The following is a 13,554-nucleotide window of genomic DNA, read 5'->3' as shown; positions in this document are numbered from 1 at the left end:
GACCCTAGCCGAGGGTCCCGAGCGCGGAAGTCAGGTCGGCCACCAGGTCGGCGGTGTCCTCGATGCCGCAGGAGAACCGCACGAACCCGGCCGGGACGGCGTCCCCGCCCCACTGGGCCCGCCGGTCGACGGTGGTGTGGATGCCGCCGAAGCTGGTCGCCGCCGCGATCAGTCGGCTGCCGCGCACCAGGCGGGCCACGGCGTCGGAGTCGGCGAGCTCGGCGGAGACCACGCCGTTGGGGCGCAGCATCTGCCGGGTCGCCAGCGCGTACGACGGGTCCTGCGGCCGCCAGGGCCACCGGACGCCACTGACCGCCGGGTGCCCGGCCAGCAGCTCCGACAGCGCGGCCGCGTTGGTGGCCTGCCGGGCCAGCCGCAGGTCCAGGGTGCCCATCGACCGGTGGGCCAGCCACGCCTCGAACGCCCCGGGGGTGTTGCCGGTGGTCTTGCGCCAGGCGGCGATCCGGGTGTGCAGCTCGCGGCCGCGCTCGGTGCGGGCCGTGCTGACGTGCCCGAGCAGCACGTCGCTGTGCCCGGTCAGGGCCTTGGTGTCCGAGCCCACGGTGACGTCGGCACCCAGGGCGAGTGGGCGCTGCCCGATCGGGCTCGCCGTGGTGTTGTCCACCACCAGCAGCGCGCCGGAGGCCTGCGTGGCCCGGGCGACGGCGGCGATGTCGCAGACGTCCAGCTGCGGGTTGCTGGGGGTCTCCAGGAGCACCAGCCGGGCCCCGTCGAGGTCCCCGCGGGCGGCGACGTCCTCGATCTCCAGGGTGGGCACGAGCTGCACCTGCACGCCGAAGCGGGCCAGCTCGTCGCGGGCGAGCACCCGGGTCGCGTAGTAGCCGTCGGCGGGCAGGACGACCCGGTCGCCGGGGGCGACGACCGCCAGGACGGCCGAGCTGATCGCCGCCATCCCGGTCGCGAAGGACAGGCAGTCACCACCGTCCAGCTCGCCGACCGCGCGCTCGAACACCCGCAGCGTCGGGTTGTCCGGGCGGGCGTAGCCGTCGGCGCCCTGCCAGCCGGGCGCCTCGTCCCCGAGGTGGTACGGCGCGGCGAAGACCGGCGAGGGACGGAGCGGGGTGCCCGGCACCGCCGGGTCGTCCCCGGCGTGCACCAGCCGGGTGCCGTCGCCGAGCTCAGGGGGCAGGTCAGGAGCGGTCACGGACGGTCCTCCACGGGTGTGCGACGGCGACCCGGGGGTCTACTCCGGCTTGGCTTCGCGGGACATCATCTCCCGCACCATCTGCGCGGCGGACTCGCCCTCGTGGCAGACCCGGACCACCGCCTCGGTGATCGGCACGTCGACCCCGTGCGCGCGGGCCAGGTCCAGCACCGAGCGGCAGCTCTTCACGCCCTCGGCGGTCTGCCGGGTGATCTGCTCGACCTCGGCGACCGACATCCCCTGGCCGAGGTGCTCACCGAAGGTGCGGTTGCGCGACAGCGGCGAGGAGCAGGTGGCCACCAGGTCGCCCAGCCCGGCGAGCCCGGCGAAGGTGGTGACGTCGGCGCCCAGGGCGATGCCCAGCCGGGCCGTCTCGGCCAGACCACGGGTGATCAGCGAGGCCCGCGTGTTGTCACCGAAGCCGAGGCCGGCGGCGACCCCGCAGGCCAGCGCGATCACGTTCTTGACCGCACCGCCCAGCTCGCAGCCGACCAGGTCCGGGTTGGTGTACGGCCGGAAGTAGCGGGTGTGGCAGGCCACCTGCAGCGCTGCGGCCCGGTCGGCGTCCGCACAGGCGATCACCGTGGCCGAGGGCTGCTCCTCGGCGATCTCCCTGGCCAGGTTGGGCCCGGACAGCGCCGCCACCCGGTCGGCGCCGGCGCCGGTGACCTCGCAGATGACCTCGCTCATCCGCTTGGTCGTGCCGAGCTCCACGCCCTTCATCAGCGACAGCAGCGAGGAGTCGGCGGGCAGCAGCGGCGCCCAGCCGGTGAGGTTGGCCCGCAGCGTCTGGCTGGGGACGGCCAGCACGACGACGTCGGCACCGTCGAGCGCCTCGGCCGCGTCGCCGGTGGCTCGCACCGCGTCGGGCAGCCGCACGCCCGGCAGGTAGTCGGCGTTCTCCCGGGTCGCGGTGATCGCCGCGACCAGCTCGGGACGGCGGGCGTGCAGGGTCACCGAGCACCCGGCGTCGGCGAGCACCTTGGCGAAGGTGGTGCCCCACGAGCCGGCGCCCAGCACGGCGGCGCGGGTCATGCGGCGGCCCCGGTGCCTGCGGCGGGCACGCTCGGTGACAGGTGCTCGGACACCGGGCCCCCTTCCGTCTCGTGGCCCGCCGGCGCTGCACCGACGACCCAGCCCATGATCGTGCCCCCCGGCCCGGATCGGCCGGCACGCGCCCCCGGGTGTCGGGCAGCGACCTGGTCCGCGTCGGTCAGCCGAGCCCGGGTGCGCGGTGGGTGAACCGGCCGCCGACCAGGGTGGCCAGCACCTGCGTCGCCCGCAGCCCGTCGGCTCCGTCCCGGGCGAGGACCGTCGCGGGCGGCTCCGCCACGACCACCAGGTCGGCCACGTCACCGACCCGGACGACGCGGCGTCCACCACTGGCCGCGGCCAGTGCGGTGTCCAGGTCCAGGTGCTGCTCGGGGTGCCAGGCCGGGCGGTCGTCCAGGGACCGGTGGACGGCGCTGGCGATGCCGTCCCAGGGGTCCAGCGGGGCCACCGGCGCGTCGGAGCCCAGCACGATCTCGGCGCCGGCGTCGACCAGCGCCCGGTACGGGAAGGCCCGCGCCGTCCCCTCGGCCCAGTGCTGGTCGGCGGCGTCCCGGTCGTCGAGGGCGTGCCGGGGCTGCACGCTGGCGACCACGCCGAGCTCGGCGAAGCGGGGCAGGTCCGCCTCGTGCACCTGCTGGGCGTGCTCGATCCGGCCGGTGCAGCCGGCGGCGGCGAACCCGTCCAGCGCGACCGCGGCCGCCCGGTCGCCGATGGCGTGCACGGCGAGGTCCAGCCCGGCCGCGCTCCCCCGGCGCAGCAGCCGCTCCAGCTCGGCCGGCGGGGTCCGCAGCACCCCGTGCGCGTCCTCCCCCGCCGCCCCCGGGTAGGGGTCGTGGCAGAAGGCGGTGCGGGTGCCGAGCGAGCCGTCGACGAACACCTTCAGCGGGCCCATCCGCACCCGGTCGGCGGCGACCGGGTCGCCCACCCCGGGCAGCGGGTCGCCGCTGCGCAGCCCGGCGGCGATCGCCTCCTCCAGCCGGTCGACCCAGACCCCGGCCCGCACGCGCACTGCGGGACCGCCCTCCCGCAGCCCGGCCCGCCGGGCCCAGGACGTGACCAGGTCCCCGTACTCCAGGTCGACGACGGAGGTGAGGCCGCGCGCCGCCGCCGCGACCATGGCGTCCAGCACCCAGTCGTCCAGGACGGCCGGGTCGACCCGGGCGGCCCGGGCCACGACGTCCATCGCCTCCTGCTCCAGCACCACCCCGGTCGGGGTGCTCAGGCCGAAGCGCCGGGTGGCGGCGGTGTTCGCCCAGGTGGTGTGCAGGTCGCCGCTGACCAGGACGACGCTGGTGTCCGGCGGGACCACCCCGGCCAGGGCGTCGTCCAGGACGGCGGCGGTGGCCGGCTCGGTCCAGAGCGCGTCCCGGAAGCCGTGGCCCAGCACCACCGCTGCCGGCGCGGGCGGCGTGGCCTGCATCGCGGCGGCCATCAGGGCCGCGGCCTCCTGCGCCGACTGCGCCGCGGAGACGTCGACCCGCCGCTGGGTCGCGGCCCACTGCTCCAGGTGGGTGTGCGCGTCCTGCAGACCGGGCAACAGCACGGCGCCGGCCAGGTCCACGACCTCCAGCGGGACGGGGAGCCGGTCGAGGCCCGGGCCCCCGGAGGACAGGTCGTCGGCGATCGCCACCACCCGCCCGCCGTCGACCAGGACGTCGCGGGTCCGACCGCCCAGCCGGGCCGACCGCAGCAGCAGCGCGGTCATCGGCCGGCCCCGCCGGCGTGCCCGGCGCGGACCTGGGCGGCCCGCTGCGCCCGGAAGACCTCGGCCGGCCAGGCCGAGATGCCACCGAGCCGCACCGCGGCGGCGGTGCCGTCCTCGGCCCAGGTGTACTCGACCGTCTCCCCAGCCGCCCCGAACCCGGCGACCGCCTCCTGGCGCAGGGTGTCCGGGCCCTCGACCGTGAGCTCCAGGTGCTCCTCGGCCGGCTCGGGGGCGCTGGGGTGCAGCAGCACCAGCCGGCCGCCCAGCAGCGCGACGTCCGTGGCTCCCCACAGGTTCACGAAGCGGCCGGTGTAGCGGTCCAGCTCCGCCGCCGGTGGCTGCGGCTCCCCGGCGGGGGCGGCCAGCGCCAGGTCGAGGAGGCCGAACAGGCCCCGGGCCAGCACGTCGGCCGGCCCGTCCACGGCGTTGGTCAGCACGGTGACGACGACCTGGGCCTCCGGGTCGATCCAGGTGCGGGTGATGTGGCCCGGGAAGCCGCCGCTGTGCCCGACCAGCCGGCGCTCGCCGACGGTCCGCAGGTCCAGCCCCAGCCCGTAGTGCCGGGGCGGGGCGCCGTGCGCGCGGATCTCGGACTCCGGCCGGCGCATGAGCCGCTTGGTGTCCTCCCGCAGCAGCCGGGTGTCGCCGGTGGTCAGGGCGGCGCCGAAGGCGGTGAGGTCGCGGGCGGTCGACCAGAAGCCGGTCGCGGCGGCCATCGCCCGGGTGTCCACGGCCGGGATGGTCAGCCGGCTGTCCTCGCCGTCCAGCAGGCCGGTGTGCCCGGTGGCGTGCTCGCCGGCCCGGGCCGGGTCCCACTCCGGGCCGGTGTCGGCCAGGCCCAGGGGGTCGATCACCGCGCGCTGCACGTGCTCGGCGTAGGAGGTGCCGGTCACCGCCTCGATCGCCGACCCGAGCAGCGAGTAGCCGATGTTGGAGTACTTGAAGTGCTCGTTGCGCCCGAACACCGCGCCCTCCTCGACCGCGATGCGCAGCAGCAGGTCCGCGTCCGGGAAGGGCCGGCCCAGCTGCCAGTGGTCGTTGTCCCGGCCGTCCCGGACGACGCCGCCCTGGTGACCGAGCAGCTCCCGCACGGTGACCGCGGCCAGCGCCGACCCCTCGAGCGCCGGCACCCACTGCCCGATCGGGTCGTCGAGCCGCATCCGCCCGGCCTCGACCAGCTGCAGCACCGCGGTCGCGGTGAAGGTCTTGGAGTGCGAGGCGATCCGGAACAGGTGGCCGGGGGTCAGCGGCGCGCCGCTGTCCAGGTCGGCCGCCCCGAGCGCGGTGTCCAGCACCAGCTCGCCACCGACCCGGACGGCGGCCTGCACGCCCGGCACCCGCAGCCGGCGACGCTGGTGCTCCAGCCACGACTCCAGGTGGCCCGCCGCGGCGGCGGCGACCTCGGCGGTGCGGTCGGGGGTGGTGCTCATCGCGGGCTGGCTCCTCGGGGCCGGAGGACTGTGGTGGGGGCAGCAGATCACCTCCTCCGGCGACCGGCGCAGCGGCCCCCCGCCCGGGCCGTGCACCCACCCAGGACCCGGTGTGCTGAGCTTGGCCGGTGCAGCGGTGGTCGGTCGTCGTCCCGGCCAAGCGGCTCGCCGCGGCCAAGACCCGGCTGGCGCCGATGACCGCCGGCACCCCGGCCGTGCACGCGGAGCTGGTGCTGGCCCTGCTGGGCGACACCGTGGCGGCGGCGTTGGCCAGCCCCGCCGTCGGCCTGGTGCTCGTGGTCACCGACGACCGGCAGGCCGCCGCCGTGGTCACCGACCTGGGCGCCCGTGCGGTCGCGGACCGACCCGGCCGCGGCCTCAACGCCGCCCTGGAGCACGGCGCCCGCGTCGCCCGGGCCGCCGGCGCCGGCCCGCTGGCCGCCCTGCACTCCGACCTGCCCGCCCTGCGGACCGACGAGCTGTCCGGCGCGCTCACCGCGGCAGCCGGCCGGCCGCGCAGCTTCGTCGCCGACACCGCGGGCACCGGGACGACGCTGCTGGCCGTGTCCACCGGGGAGCTCGACCCGCGCTTCGGCCCCGGGTCCGCCGCCGCCCACACCGGGAGCGGGGCGGTCGCCCTGACCGGGGACTGGCCCGGGCTCCGCCAGGACGTCGACACCCCCGCCGACCTGGCGGCCGCCCGCCACCTCGGGGTCGGGCCCCGGACGACGGGGTTCCTCTCCTCCACCGCCAGGTGAGGCAGGATCGACCCGTGCCCGCTGCCTCTCCACCGCTGCCCGCCGACCGCTTCCTCAATCGCGAGCTCTCGTGGCTGGACTTCAACTCCCGGGTCCTCGAGCTGGCCGAGGACGACGCGCTGCCGCTGCTGGAGCGGGTCAAGTTCCTGTCGATCTTCGCCAGCAACCTGGACGAGTTCTACATGGTCCGCATCGCCGGGATGAAGCGGCGGCAGAGCACCGGGCTGACCGTGCGCTCCCCCGACGGCCTGACCGTCCGGGAGCAGCTGGCCCGGGTCACCGAGCGCACCCAGGACCTGGTGCACCGGCACGCCAGCGTCTTCGACAAGGACGTCGCCCCGCGGCTGGCCGAGCAGGGCATCCGGATCATCCACTGGTCGGACCTGGCCGAGGCCGACGCGATGCGGCTGCGGGAGTACTTCCGGGACCAGGTCTTCCCCGTGCTCACACCCCTGGCGGTCGACCCGGCGCACCCCTTCCCCTACATCAGCGGGCTCTCGCTGAACCTCGCCGTCTCGGTGCGCGACCCGGACACCGGCGCCCCCCGCTTCGCCCGGATCAAGGTGCCCAACAACGTGCCGCGCTTCATCCCGATCGGGGCGAGCACGCACAGCACGGACGCCGAGGCGGTGTTCCTCCCGCTGGAGGACCTGATCGCGGCCCACCTCACCGCGCTGTTCCCCGGCCTGGACGTCATCGACCACCACCTGTTCCGGGTCACCCGCAACGCCGACCTGGAGGTCGAGGAGGACCGCGACGAGGACCTGCTGCAGGCCCTCGAGCGGGAGCTGGCCCGGCGCCGGTTCGGCCCGGCCGTGCGGCTGGAGGTCACCGAGACGATGGACCCGCAGATCCTCGACGTCCTGGTGCACGAGCTGGAGATCAGCCCGGCCGACGTCGTCTCGGTGCCCGGGCTGCTCGACCTCGGGTCGCTGATGGCGCTCTACGACCTGGACCGGCCGGAGCTGAAGGACGAGCCGTTCGTGCCGGCCACCCACCCCCGGCTCAGCGAGGGCGAGACCCCCAAGAGCGTGTTCGCCACGCTGCGGGAGGGCGACGTGCTGCTGCACCACCCCTACGACTCCTTCGCCACCAGCGTGCAGCGCTTCATCGAGCAGGCCGCCGCCGACCCGGACGTGCTGGCGATCAAGCAGACCCTCTACCGCACGTCCGGTGACTCCCCGATCGTCCAGGCGCTGATCGAGGCGGCCCAGGCCGGCAAGCAGGTCGTCGTCCTGGTGGAGATCAAGGCCCGCTTCGACGAGGAGGCCAACATCAGCTGGGCCCGCTCGCTGGAGCGCGCCGGCTGCCACGTCGTCTACGGGCTCGTCGGCCTGAAGACCCACTGCAAGACCGCGCTGGTCGTCCGGATGGAGCACGGGGTGATCCGCCGGTACTGCCACATCGGCACCGGCAACTACAACCCCAAGACCGCCCGCATCTACGAGGACCTCGGCGTCCTCACCGCGGACCCCCGGGTGGGCGCGGACCTCACCGACCTGTTCAACACCCTCACCGGCTACTCCCGGCAGACCACCTACCGCTCACTGATGGTGGCCCCGCACGGGATCCGCACCGGCCTGGTCGAGAAGATCCGCCGCGAGGCCCGGCACGCCGCCGAGGGCAAGGCCGCAGGCATCCGGATCAAGGTGAACTCGCTGGTCGACGAGCAGATCATCGACGCCCTGTACGAGGCGTCGCTGGCCGGCGTCCCGGTGGAGCTGGTCATCCGCGGCATCTGCGCGCTCCGGCCGGGCGTCCCCGGGCTGAGCGAGAACATCCGGGTCCGCTCGATCGTCGGCCGGTTCCTGGAGCACTCCCGGGTCGTCAACTTCCTCAACGACGGTTCCCCGGAGTGGTGGCTGGGCAGCTCGGACCTCATGCACCGCAACCTGGACCGGCGGGTCGAGGTGCTGCTCCGGGTCAACGACCCGGTGGCTGCCCGCCAGCTGAAGCGGGTGTTCGACGAGGCGATGGCCCCCGACGTCCGCAGCTGGCAGCTGGCCGGCGACGCGAGCTGGACCCGCACCGGCGAGCGGGACAACCAGAAGGAGCTGCTGGCGATGCGGGGTGAGAACGCTGGCTGACGACGACCGGTTGATCCCTGCCGCCGGCGGCGTGGTGTGGCGCACCGGGGACGGTGGCGCGGTCGAGACCGCAGTGGTGCACCGGCCCAAGTACGACGACTGGTCCCTGCCCAAGGGCAAGCTGGACGCCGGTGAGCACCCGCTGGTCGCCGCCGTCCGGGAGGTCGGCGAGGAGACGGCCCTGGAGGTGGCGGTCGGCCGGCGGAGCGTGCAGACCCGCTACGCCCACCGGCTGGGCCCCAAACGGGTCGACTACTGGGTCATGGAGGCCGTCGGCGGGGCGTTCGCCCCCAACGACGAGGTCGACGAGCTGCGCTGGCTGCCGGTGCCCGAGGCCGTCGAGCTGGTCACCCACAGCCACGACCGGGCGGTGCTCGAGGACCTCGCCCGCACCGACGTGCCCCGGACACCCCGAGTGCTGCTGGTGCGGCACGCCTCGGCCGGCGACCGGTCGGACTGGGACGGCCCGGACGACCAGCGCCCGCTGGACCGGCGGGGCCGCGCGCAGGCCGCGACGCTGGCCGCCGTCCTGCCGGTCTTCGGGCCGGCCCGGCTGCTGTCCGCCCCGCCGGTGCGCTGCGAGCAGACCCTCGACCCGCTGGCCCGCGAGCTGGGGATGACCGTCGGCGCGGTGCCCGAGCTGGGCGAGGAGGGGTTCGACGCCGATCCGCAGGCCGGCGTCGAGCTGGTCACGGGGCTGCTGGCCGACGCCGACGCCGTCGGCCCGGTGGTCCTCTGCAGCCAGGGCGGCGCCATCCCCGCGGTGCTGCTCGCCCTGGGGGTGCGGTGGCACGGCACCGCCGGGGCGCTGTGGCCGCCGTCGGCCAAGGGCAGCGTGTGGGCGCTGGGCGGCCGGCCCGGTGCTCTCTTCGCCGACTACTACCGCGACTTCAGCACCGACCCTGCGGCCCCGGCCGGCACGCTGACGCCGAGCACCGCCGGCCGGAGCTGAGGCCGGCCCCTCCCCGAGCAGGCGAGGGCGCCTTCCTCAGGCGGGGAGCGCCGGCAGGGAGCGGGGCAGCCAGGACGGGCGCTGGGCCTCGAACGCGGTGATGTCGTCGAGGTGCCGCTCGGTGAGGCCGACGTCGTCGAGCCCCTCCAGCAGCCGCCACCGGGTGTAGTCGTCGGTCTCGAACGGCACCGTGACCGAGCCGTAGGTGACCTGCTTCGCGCGCAGGTCCACGGTCACCGGGGTGGCCGGGTCCGCCTCGATCGCAGCCCACAGCGCCTCGACGTCCGGCTCGCCCATCAGCACGGTGAGCAGCCCCGACTTGGTCGAGTTGTTCTTGAAGATGTCGGCGAAACGGGAGCTGATCACCACCCGGAAGCCACCGTCCAGCAGCGCCCAGACCGCGTGCTCCCGCGAGGAGCCGGTGCCGAAGTCCGGCCCGGCGACCAGGATCGAGGCGTCGGCGTACTGCGGCTGGTTGAGCACGAAGTCCGGCTCGTTGGTGCGCCAGGCGACGAACAGCCCGTCCTCGAAACCCGTGCGGGTGATCCGCTTGAGGTACTCGGCCGGGATGATCTGGTCGGTGTCGACGTTGCTGCGGCGCAGCGGGGCGGCGGTGCCGGTGTGCGTGGTGAAGGCGTCCATGTCGGTCAGACTCCAGCGGGGATCGAGGCGTCGGGCAGGTCGGCGGGGGCGGTGAGCCGGCCGGTGAGCGCGGTCGCCGCGGCGACGGCCGGGGAGACCAGGTGGGTGCGCCCGCCCTTGCCCTGCCGGCCCTGGAAGTTGCGGTTGCTGGTGGACGCCGAGCGCTCGCCCGGCTTCAGCTGGTCGGGGTTCATGCCCAGGCACATCGAGCAGCCAGCCCCCCGCCACTCCGCGCCGGCATCGAGGAAGACCTGGTCCAGCCCCTCGGCCTCGGCCTGCAGCTTGACCTGCACCGAGCCGGGGACGACGAGCATCCGGGTGCTGGCGTCCACGTGCTTGCCCTTGAGCAGGGCGGCGGCGACCCGGAGGTCCTCGATCCGGCCGTTGGTGCACGACCCGAGGAAGACGGTGTCGACGTCGATCTCGCGCAGCGGGGTGCCGGCGGTCAGCCCCATGTAGGCCAGCGCCGACTCGGCGGCCCGGCGCTCGTTCTCGTCGGCGATCGTGGCCGGGTCGGGCACCGTGGCGTCGATCGGCAGCCCCTGGCCCGGGTTCGTGCCCCAGGTGACGTAGGGGGTCAGCGAGGCGGCGTCGATGTGCACCTCGTGGTCGAAGACGGCGTCGTCGTCGGTGGTGAGCGTCGACCAGTGCGCGACCGCGGCGTCCCAGTCGGCGCCCTGCGGGGCGTGCGGGCGGCCGGCCAGGAAGTCGAACGTCGTCTGGTCGGGGGCGATGAGCCCGGCGCGGGCGCCGGCCTCGATCGACATGTTGCAGATCGTCATCCGGGCCTCCATGGACAGCCCCCGGATCGCGCTGCCCCGGTACTCGATGACGTGCCCCTGGCCGCCGCCGGTGCCGATCTGGGCGATGACGGCGAGGATGACGTCCTTGGCCGAGACGCCCGGGGGCAGCTCCCCGTCGACGGTGACCGCCATCTGCTTGGCCGGCAGCTGCGGCAGCGTCTGGGTGGCCAGCACGTGCTCGACCTCGCTGGTGCCGATGCCGAAGGCCAGCGCGCCGAAGGCGCCGTGGGTGGAGGTGTGACTGTCGCCGCAGACGATGGTCATGCCCGGCTGGGTGAGCCCCAGCTGCGGGCCGATGACGTGCACGATGCCCTGGTCGCGGTCGCCCATCGGGGCCAGCCGGATGCCGAACTCGGCGGCGTTGCGCCGCAGCGCGTCCACCTGGGCCCGGCTGATCGGGTCCGCGATCGGCGACAGGATGTCCAGGGTCGGGACGTTGTGGTCCTCGGTGGCCATGGTGAGGTCCGGCCGGCGCACGGTGCGCCCGGCGGCCCGCAGCCCGTCGAAGGCCTGCGGGCTGGTCACCTCGTGCACGAGGTGGAGGTCGATGTAGAGCAGGTCGGGCTCTCCCGCCGTCCGCCGGACGACGTGCTGCTCGTACACCTTCTGCGCCAGGGTCCTGCCCACGGGGTCCTCCTCGTTGCCATCTCACATGTTGGGATGCGAGTATTGCTGCGTGGGACAGCCTAACCCCGTCGCGGTCCTGGACAAAGCCGTGGCCATCCTCCGCGCCGTCTCGGCCGAGCCGGCCAGCCTCGCCGAGCTGGTCGCGCGCACCGACCTGCCACGGGCGACCGCACACCGACTGGCCACGGCCCTGGAGGCGCACCGGCTGCTGCGGCGCACCGACACGGGTACCTGGGCCCCCGGCCCGGCGCTGGCCGAGCTCGGGCGGGGTGGCGTCGACCTCGGCGACCTGGCCGGCCGCCACCTGGCGGTGCTGCGGGATGCCACCGGCGAGAGCGCCCAGTTCTACGTGCGCGACGGCGGCAGCCGGGTGTGCATCGCCGTCGCCGAGCGCGCCAGCGGGCTCCGCGACACGGTGCCGCTGGGGGCGCGGCTCCCCCTGACCGCCGGGTCGGCCGCGCACGTGCTGCTGGCCTTCTCCCCCGCCGAGGAGGTCACCGCCCTGCTGCCGGCGGCCAGCTTCACCGCCCGCACCCTGCTCGACGTCCGCCGGCGCGGGTGGGCGCACAGCGTCGCCGAGCGCGAGGCCGGGGTCGCCTCGCTGTCCGCGCCGGTGCGGGACGGCGCCGGCGGGGTGCTGGGTGCCGTGTCGATCTCCGGGCCGATCGAACGACTGGGCCGCCGCCCCAGCCCCGAGGTGGTCAGCGCCGTCCTGGACGCCGCCGTGGCGGTCTCCCGCGCCGCTCGCTGAGACGCTTGCTCGTTCCTACGTAGTTACGTAGGCTTCGACGCGTGGACGACGCGCGACTGACCCGGATCGAGGAGCGGCTGGCGGCGCTGGAGGCGCGGCCGTGCACCGCACCGACCGACGCGCCGGCCGGCCTGCCGACGCCGGAGCGGTTCTGGCTGCTGCAGGCGCTGGCCGCCGAGGCGGCCGAGCTGCCCGGTGGCGCGGTCGCCTACGGCGGCCAGGTGCGGCTGCCCGGCGGCGAGGAGTACGCCTGGCAGCGGACGCACGGGGCCGAGGAGCTGCGCACCGCCGGGGCGGACGACGACGCCCTCGCCGCCGCCCTGTCGGCGCTCGCCCACCCGGTCCGGCTCCGGCTGCTCCGGGAGGTGCTCGGTGGGCACACCACCACCGCCGCGCTGGCGGCGCTCCCTGGGCTGGGCACCACCGGTCAGCTGCACCACCACCTGCGCCAGCTGACCGCCGCCGGCTGGCTGCGCACGGGCGGCCGGGGCAGCTACGGCGTGCCTGCGGATCGGGTCGTCCCGCTGCACGTCGTCCTGGCGGCGGTGACCCCGTGACCGGCGCGACCGCCCGACGGCTGGCGGCCCGGTCCCGCCCGCCGCTGCCCGCGCTCGGCGTGCTGCTGATCCTGGCCGACCTCGCCGGCCTCCTGGCCTGGAGTGCACTGGCCGGCGTCGTCGTCCTGGTCGGGTCCGGCCTGCTCGACCGGGTGGCGCCGCCCGCGGCCCCGGTCCGGGTGGTCGAGCCGCCGGTGCGCGGCCCCTGGCGGGCGCTGAACTCCCCTGCCACGAAGGTCCCCTCGCACGGGGTCAACAGCCTCGGCCAGACCTACGCCGTCGACCTGGTGCTGGACCCGCCCGGCGGCGGCCGCCCGGAGCTCGGGTCCGGTGGGCAGTGGCGCCGACCCGAGGAGTACCCGGCGTTCGGGCAGCCGGTGTCGAGCCCGGTCGCGGGCGTGGTGGTGCGCGTGCACCAGGGGCGGCGCGACCACCGCGCCCGCAGCGGCTGGCTGTCGCTCCTGTACCTGCTGGTCGTCGAGGGCTTCGTCCGGCAGGTCGGCGGCACCCGATGGCTGGCCGGCAACCACGTCGTCGTCCGCGCCGACGACGGCGCGCACGCGGCGCTGGTCCACCTGCGGCGCGGCTCGGTCCGGGTGCGCCCCGGCGACCGGGTCACCGCCGGCCAACAACTCGCCGAGTGCGGCAACTCGGGGAACAGCAGCGAACCGCACCTGCACGTCCAGCTCTGCGACTCCGCGGGGCTGGCCGGGGCCGCCGGCCTGCCGATGGCCTTCCGGGCCGGGATCGCCGACGGGCGTGACGGCGTGCCGGCCGACGGGGAGCTGCTGTCCGCCTGAGGGGACAGGACACCCGGAGACGACGAGAGCCCCCGACCCAGGTGGGTCGGGGGCTCTGCCAGGTGTAGCCCCGAAGGGATTCGAACCCTCGCTACCGCCGTGAGAGGGCGGCGTCCTGGGCCGCTAGACGACGGGGCCAGGTGCTTCGGCAGCGATTCTGCCAGACGGTCCAGCCGCCTTCGCGTGACCCCTCCGGACGGCGCGGCCGGGCGCGGGACCCTCGC

At 75.6% G+C, this 13,554-nt stretch carries 12 protein-coding genes and 1 tRNA gene; 6 read left to right on the top strand and 7 right to left on the bottom strand.

All coding sequences use genetic code 11. The annotated features are described in order from the left end of the window. Positions 1 to 4: 4 nt before the first annotated feature. From O2W18_RS16730 to O2W18_RS16715, 4 genes are all read right to left on the bottom strand, one after another. Complete coding sequence (locus O2W18_RS16730) at positions 5 to 1,165, bottom strand: cystathionine gamma-lyase (protein ID WP_269188575.1); 1,161 nt, start codon at positions 1,163 to 1,165, stop codon at positions 5 to 7. 39 nt (positions 1,166 to 1,204) lie between these two features. Continuing rightward, positions 1,205 to 2,200 (bottom strand): NAD(P)H-dependent glycerol-3-phosphate dehydrogenase, encoded by a 996-nt coding sequence (locus O2W18_RS16725; protein ID WP_269188574.1) that lies wholly within the window; start codon positions 2,198 to 2,200, stop codon positions 1,205 to 1,207. Positions 2,201 to 2,378: 178 nt separating this feature from the next. Further along, the gene (locus O2W18_RS16720) at positions 2,379 to 3,923 is read right to left on the bottom strand and encodes an amidohydrolase (protein ID WP_269188573.1); all 1,545 of its coding nucleotides are present in this window, start codon (positions 3,921 to 3,923) and stop codon (positions 2,379 to 2,381) included. Then, on the bottom strand, positions 3,920 to 5,353 hold the full coding sequence (locus O2W18_RS16715; RefSeq protein WP_269188572.1) for a serine hydrolase: 1,434 nt from the start codon (positions 5,351 to 5,353) through the stop codon (positions 3,920 to 3,922). Before O2W18_RS16715 ends, O2W18_RS16720 begins: the two co-directional genes overlap by 4 nt. Before the next feature lie 128 nt (positions 5,354 to 5,481). Here O2W18_RS16715 and cofC point away from each other — a divergent pair, with 128 nt between their 5' ends. Genes cofC through O2W18_RS16700 form a run of 3 tightly spaced genes read left to right on the top strand, consistent with a single transcriptional unit; the run spans position 5,482 to position 9,150 of the window. After that, complete coding sequence (gene cofC, locus O2W18_RS16710; protein ID WP_269188571.1) at positions 5,482 to 6,111, top strand: 2-phospho-L-lactate guanylyltransferase; 630 nt, start codon at positions 5,482 to 5,484, stop codon at positions 6,109 to 6,111. 14 nt (positions 6,112 to 6,125) lie between these two features. Further along, entirely contained in the window at positions 6,126 to 8,198 is a 2,073-nt protein-coding gene (locus O2W18_RS16705; protein WP_269188570.1) for an RNA degradosome polyphosphate kinase, read from the top strand. After that, positions 8,182 to 9,150 (top strand): NUDIX hydrolase, encoded by a 969-nt coding sequence (locus O2W18_RS16700; RefSeq protein ID WP_269188569.1) that lies wholly within the window; start codon positions 8,182 to 8,184, stop codon positions 9,148 to 9,150. Before O2W18_RS16705 ends, O2W18_RS16700 begins: the two co-directional genes overlap by 17 nt. Before the next feature lie 36 nt (positions 9,151 to 9,186). On the opposite strand, the gene leuD is transcribed toward O2W18_RS16700, so the two are convergent. Both leuD and leuC read right to left on the bottom strand, forming a co-directional pair. After that, entirely contained in the window at positions 9,187 to 9,792 is a 606-nt protein-coding gene (gene leuD, locus O2W18_RS16695) for a 3-isopropylmalate dehydratase small subunit (protein WP_269188568.1), read from the bottom strand. Between the two features lie 5 nt (positions 9,793 to 9,797). After that, positions 9,798 to 11,222 (bottom strand): 3-isopropylmalate dehydratase large subunit, encoded by a 1,425-nt coding sequence (leuC, locus tag O2W18_RS16690; protein WP_269188567.1) that lies wholly within the window; start codon positions 11,220 to 11,222, stop codon positions 9,798 to 9,800. Between the two features lie 88 nt (positions 11,223 to 11,310). Here leuC and O2W18_RS16685 point away from each other — a divergent pair, with 88 nt between their 5' ends. Genes O2W18_RS16685 through O2W18_RS16675 form a run of 3 tightly spaced genes read left to right on the top strand, consistent with a single transcriptional unit; the run spans position 11,311 to position 13,330 of the window. Then, the gene (locus O2W18_RS16685; protein WP_269188566.1) at positions 11,311 to 11,973 is read left to right on the top strand and encodes an IclR family transcriptional regulator; all 663 of its coding nucleotides are present in this window, start codon (positions 11,311 to 11,313) and stop codon (positions 11,971 to 11,973) included. Positions 11,974 to 12,014: 41 nt separating this feature from the next. Continuing rightward, positions 12,015 to 12,530: a helix-turn-helix domain-containing protein gene (locus tag O2W18_RS16680; RefSeq protein WP_269188565.1), complete on the top strand. Its 516-nt coding sequence runs from the start codon at positions 12,015 to 12,017 to the stop codon at positions 12,528 to 12,530. Then, the gene (locus O2W18_RS16675; RefSeq protein ID WP_269188564.1) at positions 12,527 to 13,330 is read left to right on the top strand and encodes a M23 family metallopeptidase; all 804 of its coding nucleotides are present in this window, start codon (positions 12,527 to 12,529) and stop codon (positions 13,328 to 13,330) included. The genes O2W18_RS16680 and O2W18_RS16675 overlap by 4 nt, the downstream gene beginning before the upstream one ends. A gap of 65 nt (positions 13,331 to 13,395) precedes the next feature. Here the strand turns inward: O2W18_RS16675 and O2W18_RS16670 are convergent. Further along, positions 13,396 to 13,468, bottom strand: a tRNA-Glu gene (locus O2W18_RS16670). Between the last annotated feature and the right edge of the window lie 86 nt (positions 13,469 to 13,554).

The sequence above is a fragment of the Modestobacter sp. VKM Ac-2983 genome, from assembly GCF_026967885.1.
GTDB lineage: Bacteria > Actinomycetota > Actinomycetes > Mycobacteriales > Geodermatophilaceae > Modestobacter.
The sequence above is the reverse complement of the archived record's forward strand: the minus strand, read 5'-3'. Positions and strand labels throughout refer to the sequence as shown.